Genomic DNA, 22,494 nt, shown 5'->3' with positions numbered 1-22,494 from the left:
TCTTATTAATATAACGATTTGATTTTACTGATTTAAAATTAAAGACCTGTAAGGGTTTTATAAAAATAATTTTTAAAATCAATGCTTAATAAAAAATTAATAAAAATGTCCGTTAAAACAAAAAGATTTGTGCATATGGAGGACTGTATGCAACAAGCACATGATGACTTACAGTCTCGCGCTCAGACAGAGCATAGCTTTACCGACCCTTCTACTCGAAGCATAGCTTCTCGTCTTGGGATAGGGTTGAGTGTTGTCCAACTTCATCCGTGCAACTTCGAGCGTAGCTCTTCATCTTGCGCTCAGACAAAGCAGAGCTTTGTTCATCTTCGTACTCGAAGCCTAGCTTCTCGTCTTGCGATAGAATCTAGTAATACTCGACTGTTTCCTATCTCAGGATTTACGTTGGTTGAGCTCATTATCACAATCGCTATTCTAGCAATCATTGCGCTCATGGCAGCTCCTTCATTTGCAACCATGTATAGCCGACAAAAATTAGAGTCTTCTGCCCGTGAACTGGTGATGAAAATTTCAGAAGCTCGTAGTCAAGCTGTTTTGTTACGACAGAGTACAGGAGTCTGTTTAGCCTCTTTATCCAACGACGATTGTGCTACAGCCATTGCCATTCCAAAAGCAGAAACACAACGAATCTTTATTGCACGTTTAGATCATGGTGTGACCAGTGCCAATAGCTCCTCGACCAATCTTAGCTTTAGACGAAATGGCAGCCTTGCTGTACAAAAGAATTTTATTTTAGAGCGACAAAATCTTTCTTATTGTATTCAGGTCGGGGTGATTGGAGATACAACAGTTAAAGAAGGAGCTTGCACATGAATATTCAAAAGCAGAAAGGTGTTGGGCTTGTTGAAGTATTAGTTGCTCTGGTTTTATTGGCAATCAGTGTATTGGGCTTTGCTGCTTTGCAGTTGCGGGCAATTGATGCCAGTTTTGAAGCGAATAAACAGGTCTTGGCACTCACGATTGCACGTGATCTTGCAGAACGTATGCGGGCGAATCCACAAGCGGCCCGTGCTGGGAAATATAAAGTGAAAGCGGTTGAAGTCCCTAAAACTGAGGTTGCAATTGTAGCGGATATACCTGAAAAGATTGCTTTACAAGACTTACAAAATGCGGCACTTGATGCCAAAAATAATGGCATGAACCTCGCTGTCGATCAGTGTCCAACAGGAAGTAATCGACAATGTATCTATGTGGCTTGGGATGAAACCAATCTCGCAGGTGATCAGGGCATTGCAGTATGTGTTAAAGATGGTGTCTATGTTTCTGGATCACACTGCTTGTTCTTGGAGGCATATTAAAATGGAAACAGGCCTTCTCTACGCCAAACATGTTAAAGCCCAGTCAGGCTTTACTTTGATTGAATTAATGATCTCACTCACTTTGGGTTTATTAATTGTGGCAGCTGCTATTCAGCTTTTTATTACAGGGATTACCAGTTATAAATTGCAAAAAGCAATGGCGCATATTCAAGACAATGCCAGTTTGGGGCTGAACTTTATTGTTGATGATATTCGTAAAGCAAATTTAAGCTCCCCAGTCCCAGCGATTAATGACCAAACTGCGTATGCAGGTATTTTACTGACTTCAAATAATGTGGGCGGGGCAGTTGATCTAAATTGTGCAGACTGTTTTGCCAATAACCAAGTCACTAGTTTTGGGAATGCCAATGTAACGGGTTTAACCAATGATCAATTGCTGATTCGTTATCAAGCACCTCAAGGCGGTCTTGATTGTTCTGGTGCGGATGTTGCGAATGGGACTTTCGTGGTACAGCGTTATTATGTTGGTTCAACGTCAACGGACCCGCGGCAATCTTTACGGTGTCAAGCGGCACAATATACACAAGCGACGCTTGACACCAAAACAACAACAGACCGCTTAAAACTGGCTTGGGGTACAAGTCAGGTCATTTTACCTAATGTGGATTTTTTCCAGATTCGTTTGGGGTATATGGATGGCGACCTTAATAGTACCAATAGTACCCTAGCTTATACAGATGTAAAGAACTATATGGCATTGACGCCAGCTAAAAAAAATATTGATGGTGTCACCTTGACTGTTCGTCCGCATGTGCATGCCATTCAAATTGGTGTCTTGGTTCGTTCGGATAATAAAACAGGCAATCAAGCGGTGATTAACCAAAGAAATAAAGAGCCATTTCAAGTCCTTGGTACCAAAGTTAGTCTCACGCCTGCTTCTCAGGATAATTATTTACGCCAGGCTGTGGATCAAACAATTTCTTTAAGAAATGCGATGGGGTGGGTCTCAGAGGGTTGCGATAGCAGTAAAACCACAACCTGTACAAATGGGGGGGCTGGAACATGAGATATGTTCATCGTGGCTCGACACTGATTGTTGTACTGATGATTGTATTGATGATCACGATCATAGGGACTCTAGCTATTCGACAAAGTGTGAGCTCATTAAAATTAGTGAGTAATAATCAAATACAAACGTTATTAGCACAAAATGCTGATGCAGCATTGATGTATTTTCAAAATCCGGATATTCAGCAGAATATGGCCTCTACGAATGGGATTGTCGGTTTCTTTAAGAATGAGGATAACTGGAATAAAGAACTGGTTTTCTGTTTTAAGGGAACCCAACCTTTTAACTTGTCAAATGCAAGTTGGTTGTATTGGGATGGTGCGACGAAACATAGTCAGTTGATGGCAACAGGTGGTGGAGCATGTCAGGCACTTAGTAGCGAAGATAAACGTGATGTAACCAAGTTTTCTGGCGGACGCTCACAAGTGGTGACACAGGTTCATATTAAAAAAGCAGCCTCTACGGCTCAACCTTTCTCGGATTTAGCGCGTGGCACAGATGTCATTGGTGCAAAAACAGAGAATAGTATTCGTTTGCGTGTACAGGTGACCTCAGTAATGGAAGGGCTACTTTCAAACCCTAATAGTGATTTATTTGATACGAAAACAGGGTGTTTGAATAAAAGTATTGAGCTAACGCCAGAAGCGATTGAAAAAAAAGAAACAGGATTGGTTCAGTGCCTACAAGAGAAAAATATTTTATATAGCACACAAGTTGCAGAATATCGCTTCTTATCTGACTTTGAGCCGTCAGGTTCATAAGGGAGAAATGATCATGAAAAATAATAAGATGAAACAACAAAAACCAATCAATGTAAGTAATAACAACATGAAATGGATTGTATTGATCGGTTCTGCATTGTCATGTTTCTTTATTGTTTCACCCTCGGTTCATGCAAGTGATGTTGAGATCTACCGACAAGGGAGTAGTGGGGGAAATAGCACCATTATGTTAATGGTAGATACCTCCCAAAGTATGGGATCTCCTGCATTGGACTTATTAAAAGACTATCCATTATGTATCAGCAGTAAGGTATTTGCAGTTGTTGGGGCATTGCCTGTTGTGGATGTTAAGTTGACGCCACCAGCTGGAACAGAAGTCTATTGTGATGTGGTTTTTCCAAAAGCAGTTTTAGACTTATTAGGTACGGTCGACACCATCACAGGAACCCAAAAAAATAGCTTATTGGGTTTGCAAAGTTCATTAGATTATATGCGTGCCAGTTGTACGCCATTTTCTAAGCTTGACGCAAGTGAACCTGTTCGGAGTAATAAAATCCTTTCCGTGAATATTAATTTGGGTGAAGGTTATCGCTGTTATAGTCGTTTATCCCGAATCAAAATGGCTGTGCGTGATGTTTTAAATGGTAATGCTAAGAATGGGGTTACGGCATTATCTCCTAAAACAGCAATAGGACTTACGGTTGCTCCTGCTAAAAACAGTAGTGGGGTAAACCCAAAAGCAGGAATGATTGTCGTGCCTGCGCTAGAGCTAGGCTATAAAAAGGGAGATAAAGATGAAAGTGGTACAGTCGTAGCCGATGATAGTAACCAGCGAAAAGCTCTTAAAGCTGCAATAGATGGTTTGGCACCAAGTTCGGATCCATTGGGAAATACGTTGGATAAAGTTGTGGGCATTCTTGGAAATGTACTTGATGGGCTTAATATTCTTGGTTTAGTTACAGATGTACTTGGGCTTATTGGTAGTCTTCCCGCAACACTTGTTGCTTTATTAAATAACCCAGAATCACCGTTGGTCACAGCCTATGCCGAAACTGGGGCTTATTTACTTGGACATAATACTAGAGCAACAGGCGAGATTCTGTCTGAGTTTGAAGTGCCCGTTGCTAAGCCAAGTGTTGCATATAAATGTTTAACTCGACAAACAAATAATGATTGTACTTTATATGATAAAAAGACTAGTTGGCCAAATGACATATTAATAGAATATCCCATTCCAACGGGTTACATTCGTACTGAACAAGTAACACCAAGCAATGGGCTGCTAGGTGATTTGCTGGGAGCACTGCTTGGATGGTTGTCTGGTAATACCAATAAGAGCGTGGTTCGTTATTACTATGCTGCGGATGCGAGTTATTCTGGCTATAACTATCGTGCTACTACTATTCCAATGAAGGTAAATAGTAGTGATTATGATAATCCAACTTCGATCAAACAAAAAATAAGTGGAGTGACAACTTCACAATGCCAAGCACAAGGGATTTTTGTTTTAACAGGCAATGCACCAAAACTTGTGCCAGCTGATGCGTTGGGAGTACAGCGCATTATGCAAAAATCACTTGGAAAAACTGCAACAACCAATATTAATGATTTTTGTAAGGCAAGTCCGCCAAGTGGTTGGGAGTTGGGTAGCTCTACAGCGACCTGGGCATGCTTGGCGAATTATTCCAAAGCATTATTGGATAGCAATGCTGCTTATCGAACACAGGTTGAGATCAAAACAGGTGTAGCAGGGATAGGTAAAGAGTTTAATTATGTACGGCTCAGTGGCGACACGGTCATTGGTGTCGGTACAGGTGGCAGTATTGTCAATACCTTGTTGAGTAGTGTAAAAAGTTTATTAAATGCTGCATTGAGTCTCTTGAGTATTATTGCTGATCTAAGACCACTTTTAAATGTGGTTGATATCATTTTGCCGACTCAGCCTACAACCGATGCAGAACTTGGAGATGTGAGGAATCTTGCATATTGGGGTAAAGAAGGCAAGGGTGGTTGGTATACAGAAGCAAGTACAGGAGGCATTGCACAAAGTATTGTCAATTTTAATCAGCATATTGCTGATGTGGAATCAGCGCCATTTATGGGCTTACAAACCATTCCTGCTGATCCATTAACACCCTATCAATTAAGCAATGATGTTTATAACAGTATGTTTGCACCCGCGGATCAACAAAATTGGTTTGGAAATCTTAAAAAATATTCCGTTACAGATATGACCAGTGGAAATAATGTTATCCGTATGGTGGATTGGAAAGATCAATGGAATAGTAATGAATTAGAAGATCAAGATAAAAACACTAAATTATTTACTGGTGGGGCATTAGGTCAACTGAATACTTTGCGTGCAACAAAGACGGATACGTCAGCACGTAAGTTATGGATTAACCGAAATTGTCAAACGGATGGTTCCTTTGCTGAAAGTTCAAGCTTGAAAAAAGTAACAGCTGATTATTTGGCTGATTCGAGTGCGGCACGCTGTGCAATAAATGCTTCTGCCAAAGATAGCTATGGGGGGTATTTAATGAGTCTCTTGGGCTATCAGTTAGATAATCCTGAAAGTGCAACAGGAAATAGCCTTACTCAAAGTGAACCACTTTGGCAGATGGGGATGTCACTGCATTCTACGCCATTAAAACTGACTCAATATGCTAAGTTTGATACGAACAAAATTGATCGGGATGATTACATTGCTTTTGGTTCAACTCAAGGGTTGTTACATGTCGTGGATGCCGATGATGGGAAAGAGAAATTTGCTTTTGTGCCAAATGAAATGCTGGAAAATGCTGAGCAAAGAAAAGCGTTTGTAAAAGACCGTAAAGGTTTCTGGCCTGATATGCCGTATGGTATAGACGGTGCGTGGACTGCTTATACTGAATATGCCTATGGTATGGGCAGTGATGGCAAAGTTTATGCAACTGTTCAGCAAGCAAAGAATAAAGATATTGTCATCGCAACAGGAAAACAAACTTTATATGGTGGTTTGCGTATGGGAGGGCGTAGTTATTATGCACTTAACCTTGCAGATCTAGACAAGCCAGAAATTAAATTCCATATCGATCCAAATACAGGCAAAGTTTATTCTGCAGCAAATCCGGCAGGGCAAGCATTCTCCGCAATCGAGAATATGGGGCAAAGCTGGTCTAAACCTACAATTGCTTATGTCAATTGGAAAGGGCAACGTAAACAAGTGATGTTTGTAGGAGGTGGCTATGATGCATCAGGGGCAGTTACTTGTGCTGATTTGGAAACAGGTGTGAGTTTATCTGCTTATAGTAACAAGGGGTATGAGTGCCCAACATATAACCAAACCAATAAAAAAGGTGCGGGGGTTTATATGTTTGATGCTGATAATGGTGATCTATTGTGGTGGGCAAGTGCGAGTGCAATAACTAAAAACGATACTGCAAAAGAGAATGCCTTAAAGGTAACGAATATGGATTATAGTGTTGTTAGTCGTATTAGTGTCGCTGATCGTGACGGCAATGGCTTAGTTGATCATTTGTATTTTGGTGATTTAGGGGGGCAGGTTTGGCGAGTGGATATCAATGCCAATACAACAACAGGTGATTTTGCACAACGCGCGACACGTATCCTAAATTTACATGCAACAGCTGGTCTTAGCCCACGATTCTTTGATGCACCAAACTTTACTGTCTATGGCTATGAACAACCATTAGCTGTCATTAGCATTGCCTCAGGCAATCGTAGTTTACCAGCCAGTGATTCTAGCTCAGGGGCTATTTATAATCTGTTTGATCGCGATGTAATTAAAACCAATTTATATTCCTTGGCAGTAGATAAATTAGAAACAAAAGATATTGATTTAACAACAACAGACAAAGCGCTACGCGGCATATTAGGTAAAGACGAAGCTAAAGATAAGAATATTGCAGAAGTAAAAGCATTGATGCCAAATGGCTGGGCCGTTTCTTTTGCCAATGCGAAGAAAGTTACAGATGAAATGGTTGTAATGAACAAGAATTTGTATGCCAGTGTGTATGACCGCGGCGTAAGGCCTACCTGTCCAGTTCAGGTGCGTGGGAAAACAGAGGTGTACCGTTATTGTTTACCTTTTGGGGTATGTGAACAAGCGCAGCTTTCTGAAAGCGTTGGATTGGTGGGTAAATCTGGCGATGGAATTGTGGCACTGAGTGTTGGGGCAGGTTCGACAAGTAAAAACAATTTGCAATCACGTGGACTGATTTCGGGGAATAGTAGCAATACGTTGAGTGGTTTGCCTGTCAATCAAATGCGCCGTCAATTGGTGCCACTCACTTGGTATGAACGTAATGAATAAAATGCAGTTATGTCGATGTGTCGCTTCGGAAGTGGTAAGACCGAGTGTTTCTTACGACTTCCGATCGAGTACTCGTTCTTGTGCAACGCGGAAACCTTGTACAGGTTTTACCCTAATTGAATTGATGATTACGGTTGCAATCGTGGCAATTATTGCTGCGATTGCAATTCCAAGTTATGACACTTATATTCGCCGTGCAGACTTATCTACAGCACAACAAGAAATGCTTAAAGTTGCTGAGCTTTTGGAAAAACATCGGTCACGCAATTTTAGTTATGATGGTTTTGTGCTGAAAGGAACCGCGACGAATCAAGGTGCTTACTACACCGTACCTAGCGCAACCAACACCACGTTGCTTCTACCTTTGACAGCAACGAGTGCTAACCAAAAATTTACCTTAACATTAACGGTCAATACTCAGGCGTGGTCATTAAAAGCCGTGAGTCAAAGTCCGAGGAATTATTCCTTGTTATTCACAAGTACAGGCCTTAAATGTAAAACCAAAACGGCTGCAAATATCACGACATCAAGCTGTGGTAATGAGACAGAAGACTGGTAACTCAGTAGATTTTATAAATTAAATTCAGAGCTGTGGATAACCCCAAATTTAATCTTTCTTTCAAAGCAAATATAACGTAGAATATCGCCCTCTATGAAAGGGGTTTGAAGTGTTGCCGATGGTCGGCGCAGGGATAATCCGTAAAAATTATAAGGTTGTTCTCATGGTTGTTATTCGTTTAGCGCGCGGTGGTGCGAAAAAACGTCCATTCTATCAAATCATTGTAACTGATAGCCGCAATGCACGTGATGGTCGTTTCATCGAGCGTATTGGTTTCTTTAACCCAACTGCACAAGGTAAAGCTGAAAAAGTTCGTTTAGATGCTGACCGTTTTGCTCACTGGGTTGCACAAGGTGCTCAACCTTCAGATCGCGTTGCTTCTTTAGCTGCTCAAGCTAAAAAAGCTGCAACTACTGCATAATTGTAGTAGGTAGCCCATGACATCGACACAGAATGTGCCAGAAGATCGTATTCAGATTGGACAGTTACGTTCAGCTTATGGATTGAATGGGTGGCTCTGGGTTTACTCTAATACAGAACCTATGAGCAATATGTTTGACTACCTTCCTTGGTACATTGAAACCAAGGCAGGTTGGCAAACTATTGATGTAAAACGTTGGAAACCACACGGCAAAGGCTTGGTTGTTGCATTAAAGGACGTGAATGATCGTACTGGTGCAGAAAATCTGGTTGGTGCGAATATCTGGATTGCCAAATCTCAGCTTCCAAAAGCAGATGTAGACGAGTACTACTGGTCTGATCTGAAAGGTCTAACGGTGTTAGGTCTTGATGATGAAGAACAAGAAGTCAATCTCGGTCAAATCTACGAACTGTTTGAAACAGGTGCTAATGATGTCATGGTTGTCAAAGCGACGCCTGATAGCATTGACGCTGAAGAGCGAATGATTCCTTGGCATAAAGATGTGGTACAACGCGTTGATCTTGAAGCTGGTCGTATTTACGTCAATTGGGGCGTAGACTACTAATCCTTTCGGGGACGGTCGCGCAGCAGGAAAATAGAGGAGTCTGCGGTGTTTTTTGCAGTCATCACATTGTTTCCTGAAATGTTTGAAGCGATTACAGCGCACGGGATTAGCGGGCGTGCAGCAAAGCGTGACATCGTGCAAGTGACTTGCATTAACCCACGAGATTTTGCTGAGGGCAACTATAAACGAGTGGATGAACGTCCGTTCGGTGGTGGTCCGGGTATGGTGATGATGGCTGAGCCGTTGGCACAAGCAATTACCCATGCTAAACAACTTGCAATGCAAGCGGGCTGTGTTCATGCGCCAGTGGTGTATATGTCACCGCAAGGCAAAACCTTAAATGAACAGGCAGTACAGCAATTCGTTGACTATGATGGTTTGATTGTATTGTGTGGTCGTTATGAAGGGGTCGATGAGCGTTTAATCCAGCATTATGTTGATCAAGAATGGTCAATTGGGGATTATGTCTTATCGGGTGGTGAACTTCCTGCGATGGTATTGCTCGACAGTATTATTCGTCGATTGCCCAATGTCATGTCTGACGAGCAATCTGCGATACAAGATTCTTTTGTGGATGGTCTATTGGATTGTCCACAATATACCAAGCCTGACTGTTTCGAAGGGTTGGATGTGCCTGAGGTACTTAAATCAGGACATCATGCCAATATTGAGAAATGGCGTTTTTTGCAGCGTTATCAACGTACTTTAGACCGTCGACCAGAATTGGTGGAAAAAGTAGAGTTGAGCAAACAGCAAATTAAATGGTTAAAAAATTCGAAAGATTAAACTGGTATCAGTTTGTCTTCGTACCCAACGAGAAGCGTTGCTTCGAGTTTTACTTAAACTTGGTTTAAGTTAAAAATAGGCTCTTTAAGGCAATTTTGCCCTAAAGGGAAAGTTAAACGGGAGATATGCGCTTTAGCCTCTATTCCCAGCGGTGTCAGAGACCTCTTCTCTCCCGCACATATTGGAGATTCCACATGAGTGGTAAACATCCTTTAGTTCAAGCTGTTGAAAATGCACAGTTAAAATCAGACATCCCTGCTTTTGCACCGGGCGATACAGTTATCGTTCAAGTTAAAGTAAAAGAGGGTGAACGTGAACGTCTTCAAGCATTTGAAGGTGTTGTAATCGCGAAGAAAAATCGTGGTTTGAACTCTGCTTTCACAGTTCGTAAAATCTCTAGCGGTGTTGGTGTTGAGCGTGTTTTCCAAACTCACTCTCCAATCGTTGCTAAAATCGAAGTGAAACGTCGTGGTGACGTTCGTCGTGCTAAACTTTACTACCTACGCGAGTTGTCTGGTAAAGCTGCACGTATTCGTGAAAAGTTACCAGCTCGTAAACAAGGTTAATTTTAACTTTGTTGTAAAGCAAAAAAATGCGCCTTTGGCGCATTTTTTTATGTCTGTTTGCGGCTAAAAGCCAATCCTTTTTTAAATCCTAGGCCGAGTTTTGCTAAAATAGACCTTTATGCTTTGATTTTTCTTTTATGAAAAAAAGTTCTTACCGCCATTTAAGCGGTGTTTTCCTATTAAATAAGCCTTTAGGTTTAAGTTCTAATTCTGCGCTGCAAAAAGTACGTCGACTTTTTAATGCGCAAAAAGCAGGCCACACAGGTGCGCTCGATCCATTGGCAACCGGTTTATTGCCGATCTGTTTAGGTGAGGCGACTAAGTTTTCGCATTATTTATTGGATTCAACCAAGCGTTATCAAACCACAGTCAAGTTAGGGCAAACCACAGCGACAGGTGATGTTGAAGGTGAAATTCTCCAACAGAGAGAAGTACCGACATTAACCGCAGAGCATATTGAACAGGTTCTGGCACAATTCCGTGGTGATATTCAACAAGTGCCACCGATGTATTCAGCTTTGAAACGTGATGGTCGTCCACTATATGAATTGGCGCGTAAAGGGATCGAAATTGAGCGCGAAGCGCGCCCAGTCACCATCTATGACTTAACATTGGTTGATTTTACTGAAGATAGTCTGACACTCGATGTGACTTGTTCGAAAGGCACTTATATTCGCGTATTAGGCGAAGATATTGGCGAAGCTTTAGGTTGTGGTGGGCATCTAACCAAATTGCATCGTACTCAAACAGGTCACTTTGAGATTAATCCAAGTTATACCATTGAATATCTCGAAAGCCTTTCTTTGGAGGAGCGGGATGCATTATTACTGTCAGTCTATGCACCTGTTGAGCATTTTCCTCGGGTGCAATTGCCTGAAGGTCGTGAAAAGTATTTTGGTAACGGTCAGGAAAGTAATATCGATCATGAAGCTGCAGCTGAAGTGCTGGTTTTTGATGGGGAACGTTGCTTAGGTTTGGCCGAGATCACCGATAAAAAACGTTTAGTACCAAAACGCTTGTTAAATTTATAAGAGTATCGTCAATGGAATGGGAACTGATTCTAACTTTAGTGTTCTTTGCTTTTTGTGCGGGAACCATTGACGCAGCTGTCGGTGGCGGTGGTTTGATTCAGATTCCTGCCCTGATGGGGGCTTTACCACAAACTGCACCTGCCACCTTGTTTGGAACCAATAAACTGGCCTCGATTTGTGGCACAGGTTCGGCAGCATTTTCATTTGTGCGTCGTGTCAAATTGCAATGGTCATTACTCGGTGTGATTGCATTATTTGCCTTTATTAGCTCTTTTATTGGGGCGGCCTGTGTGTCATTGGTGCCGACGCATATCTTAAGACCGATTGTCTTGATTATGCTGATTGTGATTGCGATTTATACCTTCGCTAAAAAGCAGTTTGGGCAAGTCCATGTTGATCAAAAAATCACGCCAAAGTTACTGCTACTGGCTGCGATGGGTAGCTTAGCGATTGGTTTTTATGATGGTATTTTTGGCCCAGGTACGGGCAGTTTCTTTATTTTCTTTTTTATTCGCTTTTTGCAAGTCGATTTTTTACATGCTTCGGCATTGTCAAAGATTGGCAATTTCATGACCAATTTGGCAGCACTCAGTTTCTTTATTCCGACAGGGCATGTGCTATTTGCATTAGGCTTGATGATGGCCGTTGCCAATATTGCGGGTTCATTATTGGGTGTGCGTTTGGCTTTAAAATATGGCAGTGGTTTTATCCGCATTTTATTCTTGATACTGGTGAGTATTTTGATCTGTCGTTTGGGCTATCAAATTATTACGGGATAGAGGCTTAGATCTAACTAAGCTTTTCCACCGCGTAAGGTAACGCCAATCGAAGCCACCATAATACAGGCCAAAGCCACCCATTGAATTAAGCTAATGCGCTCATGGAGCAGCACCAAACCTGCTAATGCCGCTAATGCAGGTGCAAGGCTGGAAAGCGTCCCATAGCTGAGCTTGGTCAGACGTTTGAGTGCCATTAAATCCAGAGCATAAGGAATCGCAGTTGCCATTAGGGCAATCACCAGTGCTTTGCCCCAATATTGAGTGTCTAGCAGTACAGGCGCATTATTCCATAGCCCGAAGGGTAGGAGCGTCAGTGCGGATAAACCAATAGCAATAGTTAGCGCATGCATGCCAATATTTTGCTGTACTACACGATGTCCATAATATATATACAAGGCCCAGAAGAATCCTGCGCCCAGCGCACATGCCGCACCGATATAGGAAAAATGCTGTGCTTGAGCATCGTGCCACGGTACCATCAAAGCAATGCCTAAAATCGCAAATGCCACCCAAATATAATCACTGCGCTGTTTAATCGAGAGTAAGGCCAAACCCAATGGACCGATAAACTCTAAGCCCACCGCAATCCCTTGAGGTAACTTACCCAAAGAGGTGTAGAACAGAATATTCATACAACACAAGGCTGCGCTATAACAGAGTAAATCTCGCCATTTTAGCTCCTTCAATTTGGCAATGATTTTCCATGAACGGAACATGATCGCCACCAGAATGGTCGCAAAACACAGTCTTAAAATGGTCACGGTGAGTGGATCAAGCGTGGCGATTAATTGCTTGGCAAAGGATGCGCTGATCTGATAAGACAGCATGGACAACACCATGTACAGCACGGCAACCAATTGGAGATTTTTCATCTAAGATCTCCACGATAAGCGAGAGCGTTTTTCTGATGCAGAGGCAAGAGCATTTATTTGGCCTCTTTTTGCTGTCGCGCTTGTTGCGTGGTAAAGGTGCAGCCAATTGAGGCAATAATAATCGTGCCCAGTGCCAGCCATTGATTCCAAAGCAACATTTCACCAAGGAAAATAAAGCCTGAGAGAGCGGCAACTGCGGGTTCCAAGCTCATCAAGGTTCCAAAACTGAGTGGGGTTAAACTGCGTAGCGCAATCATTTCTAGGGTAAATGGTAGAGCACTGGCTAAAATCGCTAGCCCGATAAAATAATATAAATTAGGCAGTTCAAACACCCGGTCGATTGCTCCTGAAAAGAGAGCGAAAGGCAGCAGACAGAGCATACCAATCGACATGCCTAAGCAAACGGTATGGTTGCCCGAGATGCCCGAAGGCTTTTGCCCTGCAATAATATACAGTGCCCAACACGCACCTGCACTGATGGCAAAGAATACGCCAAGCATGTCGAGACCTTGTTGTGCCTGTTGCAAAGGAAACAGCAACATTAAGCCCAGAATGGCACAGCCAACCCAGATGAAGTCATATTTCTGCCGAGCATGATACAGCGCGACGCTTAAAGGCCCAATAAATTCAAAGGCAACGGCAAGGCCTAGCGGTAAGCGTTCTAGTGATAAATAGAACAGCGCATTCATCCCTGCAAGTGCCACCCCATAAGTGAGAATCGCTTTCCAGCGCACTACTTTGAAGTTGATGGTCCAGATCTTAAAAATCACCGCCAATATGATCGCACCAAAAAATAGGCGCATAGCGGAAACGGTTAATACGGGAAAGCTTTGAAACAGAATTTTGGCCAAAGAACCACTGCCTTGTACACACAACATGGCAATCATTAATAGCAATAAAGCATGGAGTGGTGTTTTCAGTACAGGGCTAGACATTTTATTATTTAACAGTTGGTATAATATTCACATAATAAGTCAAACGCCCATAAAAAAGCCACAGCATCAACTGTGGCTTTTTCGACATTATTCTAAATATTACTTAGAACAATACGCGAACGCGGATGGTACCTTCAACATGGTTCAAGGTATCAAGCGCTTCTTGAGATGCAGATGCGTCAACATCCATTACCAAGTAACCGATATCACCTTTGGTCATTAAAGACTGACCAGAGATGTTGATGCCTTGTTCAGCGAACAAGGTGTTGATTTTCGATAACACACCTGGCACGTTTTTGTGGATGTGAAGCAAACGGTGCTGACCATCAGAAAGTGGTAATGCGATTTCTGGGAAGTTCACCGCAGAAAGGGTCATCCCTTTGTCTGAATAAGCAACGAATTTTTCAGCCACTTCTAAACCAATGTTTGCTTGCGCTTCCATGGTCGAACCACCCACGTGAGGGGTTAAGATCACGTTGTCTAAACCGCGAAGTGGAGATAGGAACTCTTCACCATTGGCTTTTGGTTCTTTCGGGAATACGTCAACCGCTGCACCCGCGATGTGACCTGATTTGATCGCATCTGCTAAATCTTCGATCACCACACAGGTACCACGTGCTGCGTTCAAGAAGATTGAGCCTTTTTTCATTTTCGCGAATTGTTCTTTCTTGAAGAAATTACGCGTAGATGGAACATCTGGAACGTGTAGCGTTACCACATCCGCAGTTGCTAAAAGTTCATCTAAAGAGCCAACTTGACGTGCATTACCCAATGGTAATTTAGTCACAGCATCAAAATAGATGACTTTCATACCTAAGCTTTCTGCCAATACAGAAAGTTGTGAACCGATCGAGCCGTAACCGACGATACCTAGCGTCTTACCACGAGTTTCAAATGAACCCACCGCAGCTTTATTCCAACCGCCCGCATGTGTATCTTTCGATTTTTCAGGTACACGACGAAGCAACAGAATTGTTTCAGCAAGAACCAATTCTGCAACCGAACGTGTATTTGAATACGGTGCGTTGAATACAGGGATACCACGAGACATCGCCGCTTTTAAATCGACTTGGTTGGTACCAATACAGAAGCAACCGACTGCGATCAGTTTGTTCGCAGCTTCAAAGATTTCTTCAGTTAATTGCGTACGGGAACGAATACCAATGAAGTGAGCATCTTTAACTGCTTCTTTTAAAGCATCGCCTTCAAGCGCAGTTTTGTGATAATCGATGTTGGTATAACCCGCTGCATTTAAGGTATCGATGGCATTTTGATGCACACCTTCTAACAGAAGGAAACGGATTTTGTCTTTAGGTAGTGATAGATGTTGGCTCATTACGGCTCCGCTACAAAGGCCAAAATTTAGTTGCAGTACTATAGCATAGAGCTTTGAGATATAAATATTTGGTTTAAAATTAGCACGGCAGAATTATTGATAATTTTTCAGTTGAAGCTGAATTTTATTGGTTATACACATTTTGTTATTACAGTATCTTTATCCTAAGCTTTATCCCATGCCTGCTTCTATGTAAAATGCAGAGATCTGATAGTCAAATCTGAAAACATCAGGTTTGCGCTGTTCTGCCGAGTTTCTATATGTTGAATACACCATTTTAAGATATTGAAAAATATTGTGTTGTTATTCAAATGCTCTATCTTTACTTCTTGCTAGGCCTGTAAACGATGAATGCTTCAGTCGCTTTAACACCTGAGTTATTGACCCAATTAACGGCAATTGTGGGTGAAAACCGAATTAAAACCGATGCCGACAGTTTGGAAAATTGGGGACGAGATCATACCAAACATTTTGATCCGAACCCATCAGTCATCGTTTTCCCTTCAAGCACTGAACAAGTTCAGGCCATTGTCAAACTTGCCAACCAGTTTAATGTGGCGATTACCCCATCGGGTGGTCGTACTGGCCTTTCAGCGGGTGCAGTGGCTGCCAATGGTGAGATCGTAATTAGCTTTGACAAGATGAACCAGATTCTTGAATTCTTCCCCGCAGATCGTATGGTCCGTGTTCAAGCAGGCGTGGTGACTGAGCAATTACAGAATTATGCCGAAGAACAGGGTATGTATTATCCAGTCGATTTTGCTTCTGCAGGCTCAAGCCAGATTGGCGGTAACATCGGTACCAATGCCGGCGGCATTAAAGTGATCAAATACGGCATGACCCGTAACTGGGTACTCGGTTTAACTGTAGTGACAGGTAAAGGTGATGTACTGCGTTTAAACAAAGGCATGATTAAGAATGCGACTGGTTATTCGTTACAGCATTTATTTATCGGTGGTGAAGGTACGTTAGGTTTAGTGACAGAAGCTGAAATCAAGCTTGAGCGTCAGCCACAGAACTTACAAGTGATGGTATTGGGTGCGCCTGACTTTGAAGCAGTCATGCCTGTATTGCATGCTTTCCAAAATGCAATCGACCTGACTGCTTTTGAATTCTTTGGTGAATTGGCAATGCAGAAAGTATTGGATCGCGGTCATGTACAACGTCCATTTGAAACACAATGTCCGTTCTATGTGTTATTGGAATTTGAAGCACCGTATGAACCAATCATGGACAAGGCAATGCAGATTTTTGAGCATTGTATGGAACAAGGTTGGGTGATTGATGGCGTGATGAGCCAAAGCCTTGAACAGGCGCAAAGCTTATGGCGTTTACGCGAAGATATTTCAGAGTCGATTGCGCCGTTTATTCCATACAAAAATGACATTTCTGTATTAATTACCCATGTACCTGCGTTTATTGCAGAAATTGATGCGATTGTTGCGGATAATTATCCAGACTTTGAAATTTGCTGGTTTGGTCATATTGGTGACGGTAACTTGCACCTCAATATTTTAAAACCTGAAAACCTGACCAAAGATGAATTCTTTGCCAAGTGTCAGGTGGTGAATAAATACGTGTTTGAGACCGTGAAAAAGTATGATGGTTCGATCTCTGCCGAGCACGGTGTCGGTATGACTAAGAAGCCATATTTGGAATATTCGCGTTCGCCTGAAGAAATTGAATATATGAAAGCATTGAAATTGGCGTTTGACCCGAATGGGATTATGAACCCAGGTAAATTATTTGATCTCTAATGCTTGATTAAATAAAAGAAGTTCTGTTAAAAGCGTATCGTAAGATGCGCTTTTTTATTGTTCATAAATCAAAGTTAATAATGAAAATTTATTTTTATAATACGAAATATAAATATATAAACTTATTTATCACTATTTGTTGACATTATATGCCAATTAAAGGTCTATATAAGTTTTTGTTAGCTAAATAAATAAAAATAATGTATTTGATATTAACTATTCAATTAAATAAGAATGAGGGTGTAGAAGTGAATCCTAAAAAAAAATTATCCCAAGATGAAGTGTCCAATTTATCTGTAGAGGAAATTCACAAACGTATTGCTGCTGAACAAGAGTTTATGAATAAAAAGAAGCATAAAAAGTTCTTTGCTGCGACAGATGGTTCTAAAACAAAAAATGGTGGATTAATCAGAGCGACGATTAACCAAAAAATTAAGGCACAAGGTCATCTTATTGCTGTTGTTGGTGATGAAGCCATTTATGAGGATGGAACAACCTCTAAAATTATTTCGGGTGCTGGCGACGCAGGGTCAATTGAAGGATATGACATTGCACTTGTTGGTAGCCGTTTAGAAAATGGTGATGAAATCATTGAAAGTCTACAATCTGTATTTGAGTATCGTTTGTATGCTGATCAAGAAATCCCTCAAGGTTTTCTCTGTCATGACTAAATTTCTTAGGAGACAATCATGGCTGTAGGCTTTGCAATTCATAACTCGATGACAAATCATGGTGGTATCATTCCTGCAACCCAAATGAGAACCTCTCAAATGGGTAACTTATTTTTGGTAGCAGGTGATGGCCATTTTTGCCCTAAATGTAAATGTTGGTCAAAGATTATTAAAAGTCATGATCATATTATTCTTGATGGCAAAGCTGTTGCTTATGTCGGTGATCAGCTTACTTGTGGTGCTAAAATTTTGCCGAAACAATCTCATGTTGTGGGGGATAGTAAAGGAAGTAGCTTAAGTTCAAATATAAATAATAAAACTGTTATGACTGATAGCTTCGCCAATAAGGCAGAACAAACAGAAAATAGCGTCACTTTTTATTTCAAGAATGAAGTTACCCAAGAGCCAATTGCTGATTTTTTTACACTATCACCCTCTCCACCGGCGAACAAATAGATGGTCACACTGACGAAGAAGGGAAAACAGCTCTTACAACCACTGGAATCACAGCTACAGATGTAAAAGTTGAGACTTTTGACCTTTCTAAACCAATGGATAAATGGGAGTAAATATTATGGCTCAACAAATAGATCCATCATCAGAAGCTATGGGAGCTTGGCCTCAAAAAGTTGAATAATGTAATGTCCCTCAACCTTTCTGTACTTTTCAATTTAATCGAAAAATTGTTCAACCTTATAACTTTATGATGCCTCAATGGGCATGGGAATTAGTCGAAAAAAGAAATAAATTAGAGTTTTTATTAGCTGTTCGATATGGTATGGAATTCGATTTAAACCAAATAAATAACGCTTTATTGCATAGACCATCATTTCACACAGTAAAATATGTGGAATTTCAATATTATCTAAAAAAGCATGCATTAAAAGAAATTGCAGTTCTTATGGCTGAATTTGAATCAAAAAATTTCTCCATCAGATTTAAAACATCATTTTCAGTCTTAGATCTGGTATCTTTGAAAGGAACTATAGATACACTCAATCCTACCGAACTTGTAAAAAATGCAACTGAATTAGCTCGAAATAATTACAATGGAACAGTGATTAATAGACAGTTATTTAAGCAAATTTTTAATCAAGATTATGATCCTCAAGCATTAAAACTATTAGCTAGTGATCGTCGATATCCAGATACTAATACAGGTTCAAGGAACTGGTAATATGTTAGCTGCTAAAAAAATTATACTCATATGTCTTTTATTACTTTCTAGTGGTTGTAGTAATAAAACACCTCCAAAAGAACAACTTGTATTGCAAATACCATTACCTCCTATTTTAATTGGTTTTGATAGTATTGTTTATGCAAAAGCATTACAACAACAACCGTCTGACTTAACAAAAAGTATTTATGATTCCTCAATATCAAAAGCAATGTTTTTTGAAAGGCTTTTACGTGATTCTGGTAAAAATGATGACTTCGAAAAAGATATGGAGATCACTCAAATTAATTCCCTATGTGTAATGGGAAAATTCTTACTTTCAGATAAATATAAAGATGCATTGAACTTAAAAGGGGATGTTTATACAGAATTCTATGGTTGGCTTAGTAAAAAACAACAAAAATGGGAAAGTTTATTATCCCATCAAGATAAAAGAATATTTGATGTTCCTTGCTCAACTTTAAAGTAAATTCTCTATTTCCCCCAATTTTTCTTAACTTTGGGGCTACATCCCAAAACTCATTTCTCAATCTTGTTTAGGTTGGGGTTACTCTATTTCTAATTGTCTCTTGCATCTGGAGGATAGCTTTTTAATATATTGGACATTTGAGCAAATTCTACTATGAACTATTGTTTAAGAGATTTCTCTATGCCAATGATATTATGAATAAAGTACGATCAGTAAGCATTCCTTTACTGATCGTCTTGGGTTTAGATGCTGCTGTTTAGAATACGGATTTTTACATCCGCAACATGCTCTTTAGTAGCTTCAAAATGCTGCTGCATATGGGCAGTTTGCATATGGGCTGCTAAATGAGCAGTACTTTGCCATTTCTCTAAGATGACAATCATATTTTCATCAGTTGCTTGCATCTCAATCGCAGGAAGATGATCAATCAAGGGTTCATAGCCATGACAACCATCTTCTGCCAGTACCGTTGGAATGATTTTTTGAAAAGCATCTAAAACTGCTTGGCGATGTTCCGCACCTGCATGCGTATAAATTTCAGCAATAATGGTTAGCATGATATTTTCTCACTTAATGGCTTGTGGCAAACAACTGATCTAAATGGGTTTTATACGCTTCGATATAACTTGGTACGTTTGGCGCCTTAATGACATCATTCACAATAAAGGTCGGCAGTGAGTCCATACCCAAGAATTGATTGGCTTTATGGAAAGGTAAATAAACGCCATCCACACCAACGCCGTGGAAGAACTGGTCTGGATCGGTAAAGGCTTCCATTGGTGCATTCCAAGTTAAAGACAACATATATTTTTTACCTTGGATTAGGCCACCTGAACCATACTTTTTCGATGCATCTGAACGGCTACGGCCATCGCTGGCATACAGTGAACCATGGCCAATCGTGAAGATATCATCGATGTATTTTTTCATGGTCCATGGTGCGCCCATCCACCAACCTGGCATTTGGTAAATCACCACATCTGCCCATAGATATTTGGCAATTTCGGCTTGAATATCATAGTCACTGTCGGTACGAGTCACTTGTACCTGATGACCTAAGGTGCTTAGATGTGCTTGAGAAAACTCGGTCAGGGTGTCGTTCAACTCACCATTCGAATGTGCAAATTGTTTGGCACCATTAATAATTAAAATATTGCTCATGCGATTACTCAAAAATAAATCTCTAAAAACTGGAACGCATTTTAGAAAATCTATTCATGAGTAAAAATGCATAAATGAGCAAAAGACTATTGATCAAAAGTCAATAATTGAACTATTCGATTTTAGATTTTTTAGCTTTATACCAACGACGAATGCCCCATAAAATCGCAATCATTAAATCTGTCGCACCTTATGTTTGAATTTAAATTTTATTCACATAAGTGGCTCCAAAGAAGTAATCTTATAAAATAGCTTTGATAGGCTCAGATTATTATAATTAACAAATATATCTAATTATATTGATATATTAGGCCATAAATTAATTTTTCAAAAATATTAATTTTTAAAAATTAAAAAGTTACCATAAAAAAGGAAAAATAATATTTAAATATTTAAATATTTAAAAATTTGGCATAGAGTAAATTGATCTTAATTAACCTGAATCCTACTTAAGGAGATAAGATCATCACAACTTGTGAGCGATTCGATATCTTGTTTATGAAAAAATTTATGATTAGATCTGATAGAACTAAAATTGGATTTAAATAGTCATAAAAATTACAATTATTTCATTGTCTTAAATAAATATCTTAGCCCTGATTCGAGGTGATTACGTTTTTCTATTCTTTAATATGTCAGAGAGGTTCTTAAAATTAATTGTTTAAAAAATTAAAATCTAAATATCAGGAATTAAGTTGATGAAAAGTTTGTGTTATATTTTAAGTATTTTAACAGCCTTTACTTCAGTTAGTACTATAGCGGCTGATAAAACTAAAACTTCAGAGTTTGAATACGCATTAAAATCAGATTCTGCTAAATATGCACAGCTTACTAAAATAGATCCAGAAAAAGCTTATAGAAGGTTTTTAACAGAAGACTATTCAGCCAAAATAGTAGAAGAGTTGCGCGCAAAATATAAAGATAGGTTGGCTGGAATTTATATCGAGCACGAACCATACTCTAAAATAGTGGTAAAATTAGTTGGCAACTCTAAAGAGAGAAATAAAGCACTTACGATTCCTCAACCACAATTTTCTAAACTAAAACAGTCAAATATTCCACTTGAGTTAAAAGTTGAATTTGAAGAAAACGCTCAATATACAAACCAACAACTCAATGACTTATTAGATAATCATATAAATGAAATAAAGCAAATTTATCCAAATCTCCAAGGCAGTTATGTAGATGAGAAAACAGGAGAAATTGTTCTTACAATTTTGAAAAGCAACGATGATCTAACAAAATTAAATCAAGTAAAAAGTCTATTAAATATACCTATTCGGCTTATGTATATTGGAGCCCCTTTGTCAAGAGAAGCTGTACGAGGAAGCGGTACAATAATTAATAGTACTACAGGAGAAGGCTGTACAACTGGGTTTGTAGTCAAACAAACATCAGGTTCAACTACTGGTGTGGCAACGGCTGGCCATTGTGGCCAAAATAATACAACAGCACCTTATACAGGTGTTGATGGAGCATCACATACTTTAACGCCACAGTCTTCATCCTTAACAAGTACTACGGATGTAAAGTGGTATACGACAAATGGTACTAATGAAGCTAAATTCTATGCTGAATCATCTACAACCCCTCGCACATTAACAGGCAGAAGATCACAAGCAAGTACCGCTGTAGGACAGAACTATTGCCATTATGGCATCACGACTGGTTTCAGTTGTGGTGACGTAACATCAGTTGCTTATAAACCAGTTCAAAGTAATGGAGACCCATTATGTGGCCCTAATAATAATATACAATGTTCAAATACTTGGATTGCCTTAGTACCGCCAAGTAGTAGCCCTGGATTAGCCTGTGCTGGGGGGATAGCGGAGGCCCATGGTTTATAAGTACTGTTGCAGTTGGAATACATTCAATGGGAGCATCAAGAGGTAACTCTATCGGCCAATGTGATTTAGCAATCTACATGAGTACAGATCGCCTCAATGCAATTAATGTGCAACTTTTATATTAAAAGTCCTCTGCACATAACAATAATAGATAACTCATTGGAATCGTATCATAA

Annotated in this window: 23 protein-coding genes and 1 pseudogene; 19 read left to right on the top strand and 5 right to left on the bottom strand. The window is 40.1% G+C overall.

From position 1 onward, the window contains the following. Positions 1 to 147 precede the first annotated feature (147 nt). From A7P55_RS00675 to A7P55_RS00620, 12 genes are all read left to right on the top strand, one after another. Positions 148 to 834, top strand: a complete 687-nt coding sequence (locus A7P55_RS00675; protein WP_171550714.1) for a GspH/FimT family pseudopilin — start codon at positions 148 to 150, stop codon at positions 832 to 834. Continuing rightward, positions 831 to 1,319, top strand: coding sequence for a type IV pilus modification protein PilV (gene pilV / locus A7P55_RS00670; protein WP_171550713.1), 489 nt, complete (start codon positions 831 to 833; stop codon positions 1,317 to 1,319). Before A7P55_RS00675 ends, pilV begins: the two co-directional genes overlap by 4 nt. A gap of 1 nt (position 1,320) precedes the next feature. Next, on the top strand, positions 1,321 to 2,346 hold the full coding sequence (locus A7P55_RS00665) for a PilW family protein (protein ID WP_171550712.1): 1,026 nt from the start codon (positions 1,321 to 1,323) through the stop codon (positions 2,344 to 2,346). Further along, on the top strand, positions 2,343 to 3,110 hold the full coding sequence (locus A7P55_RS00660) for a pilus assembly PilX N-terminal domain-containing protein (protein ID WP_171550711.1): 768 nt from the start codon (positions 2,343 to 2,345) through the stop codon (positions 3,108 to 3,110). The genes A7P55_RS00665 and A7P55_RS00660 overlap by 4 nt, the downstream gene beginning before the upstream one ends. Positions 3,111 to 3,123: 13 nt before the next feature. Continuing rightward, entirely contained in the window at positions 3,124 to 7,386 is a 4,263-nt protein-coding gene (locus tag A7P55_RS00655; RefSeq protein ID WP_171550710.1) for a hypothetical protein, read from the top strand. Next, entirely contained in the window at positions 7,370 to 7,945 is a 576-nt protein-coding gene (locus tag A7P55_RS00650) for a type IV pilin protein (RefSeq protein ID WP_171550709.1), read from the top strand. Before A7P55_RS00655 ends, A7P55_RS00650 begins: the two co-directional genes overlap by 17 nt. A 163-nt stretch (positions 7,946 to 8,108) precedes the next feature. Beyond that, complete coding sequence (gene rpsP, locus A7P55_RS00645; protein WP_004660208.1) at positions 8,109 to 8,366, top strand: 30S ribosomal protein S16; 258 nt, start codon at positions 8,109 to 8,111, stop codon at positions 8,364 to 8,366. 16 nt (positions 8,367 to 8,382) lie between these two features. Next, a complete protein-coding gene (gene rimM / locus A7P55_RS00640) occupies positions 8,383 to 8,931 on the top strand; it encodes a ribosome maturation factor RimM (protein ID WP_004803983.1) in 549 nt (182 codons plus the stop codon). 45 nt (positions 8,932 to 8,976) lie between these two features. Beyond that, complete coding sequence (trmD, locus tag A7P55_RS00635) at positions 8,977 to 9,717, top strand: tRNA (guanosine(37)-N1)-methyltransferase TrmD (protein WP_171550708.1); 741 nt, start codon at positions 8,977 to 8,979, stop codon at positions 9,715 to 9,717. A gap of 194 nt (positions 9,718 to 9,911) precedes the next feature. After that, entirely contained in the window at positions 9,912 to 10,283 is a 372-nt protein-coding gene (gene rplS, locus A7P55_RS00630; protein WP_004803988.1) for a 50S ribosomal protein L19, read from the top strand. Between the two features lie 137 nt (positions 10,284 to 10,420). Then, positions 10,421 to 11,314, top strand: coding sequence for a tRNA pseudouridine(55) synthase TruB (gene truB, locus A7P55_RS00625; RefSeq protein ID WP_171550707.1), 894 nt, complete (start codon positions 10,421 to 10,423; stop codon positions 11,312 to 11,314). Between the two features lie 11 nt (positions 11,315 to 11,325). Next, a complete protein-coding gene (locus tag A7P55_RS00620; RefSeq protein WP_023271220.1) occupies positions 11,326 to 12,093 on the top strand; it encodes a TSUP family transporter in 768 nt (255 codons plus the stop codon). A 14-nt stretch (positions 12,094 to 12,107) separates the two neighbouring features. Here A7P55_RS00620 and A7P55_RS00615 read toward each other — a convergent pair whose 3' ends face one another. The 3 genes from A7P55_RS00615 to serA form a co-directional block, all read right to left on the bottom strand. After that, positions 12,108 to 12,965, bottom strand: a complete 858-nt coding sequence (locus A7P55_RS00615) for an EamA family transporter (RefSeq protein WP_171550706.1) — start codon at positions 12,963 to 12,965, stop codon at positions 12,108 to 12,110. A 53-nt stretch (positions 12,966 to 13,018) separates the two neighbouring features. After that, positions 13,019 to 13,900, bottom strand: a complete 882-nt coding sequence (locus tag A7P55_RS00610) for an EamA family transporter (protein WP_016162262.1) — start codon at positions 13,898 to 13,900, stop codon at positions 13,019 to 13,021. 103 nt (positions 13,901 to 14,003) lie between these two features. Beyond that, positions 14,004 to 15,236 (bottom strand): phosphoglycerate dehydrogenase, encoded by a 1,233-nt coding sequence (gene serA / locus A7P55_RS00605; protein ID WP_004803998.1) that lies wholly within the window; start codon positions 15,234 to 15,236, stop codon positions 14,004 to 14,006. Positions 15,237 to 15,583: 347 nt separating this feature from the next. On the opposite strand from serA, the gene A7P55_RS00600 reads away from it, so the two are divergent. The 5 genes and pseudogenes from A7P55_RS00600 (at position 15,584) to A7P55_RS00580 (ending at position 19,310) form a co-directional block, all read left to right on the top strand. Continuing rightward, positions 15,584 to 16,993 carry an FAD-binding oxidoreductase gene (locus A7P55_RS00600; protein WP_171550705.1) on the top strand — a complete coding sequence of 470 codons (1,410 nt, stop codon included), beginning with the start codon at positions 15,584 to 15,586 and terminating at the stop codon, positions 16,991 to 16,993. A 248-nt stretch (positions 16,994 to 17,241) separates the two neighbouring features. Beyond that, positions 17,242 to 17,664: a PAAR domain-containing protein gene (locus A7P55_RS00595; protein ID WP_171550704.1), complete on the top strand. Its 423-nt coding sequence runs from the start codon at positions 17,242 to 17,244 to the stop codon at positions 17,662 to 17,664. 18 nt (positions 17,665 to 17,682) lie between these two features. Continuing rightward, positions 17,683 to 18,233: pseudogene (locus A7P55_RS00590) on the top strand (PAAR domain-containing protein). Between the two features lie 137 nt (positions 18,234 to 18,370). After that, the gene (locus A7P55_RS00585; RefSeq protein WP_252727801.1) at positions 18,371 to 18,841 is read left to right on the top strand and encodes a hypothetical protein; all 471 of its coding nucleotides are present in this window, start codon (positions 18,371 to 18,373) and stop codon (positions 18,839 to 18,841) included. 1 nt (position 18,842) lies between these two features. Beyond that, positions 18,843 to 19,310, top strand: a complete 468-nt coding sequence (locus A7P55_RS00580) for a hypothetical protein (protein WP_171550702.1) — start codon at positions 18,843 to 18,845, stop codon at positions 19,308 to 19,310. Between the two features lie 242 nt (positions 19,311 to 19,552). Here A7P55_RS00580 and A7P55_RS00575 read toward each other — a convergent pair whose 3' ends face one another. Together A7P55_RS00575 and A7P55_RS00570 are read right to left on the bottom strand one after the other, a co-directional pair. Beyond that, complete coding sequence (locus A7P55_RS00575) at positions 19,553 to 19,867, bottom strand: putative quinol monooxygenase (RefSeq protein ID WP_171550701.1); 315 nt, start codon at positions 19,865 to 19,867, stop codon at positions 19,553 to 19,555. A gap of 13 nt (positions 19,868 to 19,880) precedes the next feature. Then, the gene (locus A7P55_RS00570; protein WP_171550700.1) at positions 19,881 to 20,471 is read right to left on the bottom strand and encodes an NAD(P)H-dependent oxidoreductase; all 591 of its coding nucleotides are present in this window, start codon (positions 20,469 to 20,471) and stop codon (positions 19,881 to 19,883) included. 698 nt (positions 20,472 to 21,169) lie between these two features. On the opposite strand from A7P55_RS00570, the gene A7P55_RS00565 reads away from it, so the two are divergent. Both A7P55_RS00565 and A7P55_RS22840 read left to right on the top strand, forming a co-directional pair. Continuing rightward, complete coding sequence (locus tag A7P55_RS00565) at positions 21,170 to 22,318, top strand: S1 family peptidase (protein ID WP_252727800.1); 1,149 nt, start codon at positions 21,170 to 21,172, stop codon at positions 22,316 to 22,318. Continuing rightward, positions 22,276 to 22,443, top strand: a complete 168-nt coding sequence (locus tag A7P55_RS22840; RefSeq protein WP_171550961.1) for a trypsin-like serine protease — start codon at positions 22,276 to 22,278, stop codon at positions 22,441 to 22,443. The genes A7P55_RS00565 and A7P55_RS22840 overlap by 43 nt, the downstream gene beginning before the upstream one ends. Positions 22,444 to 22,494: the final 51 nt, after the last annotated feature.

It is taken from the genome of Acinetobacter sp. Ac_5812 (genome assembly GCF_013072695.1).
In the GTDB taxonomy this organism is placed as follows: Bacteria; Pseudomonadota; Gammaproteobacteria; order Pseudomonadales; family Moraxellaceae; genus Acinetobacter.
Note: the sequence above shows the minus strand (reverse complement) of the source record. Positions and strands in the feature narration are given on the sequence as shown.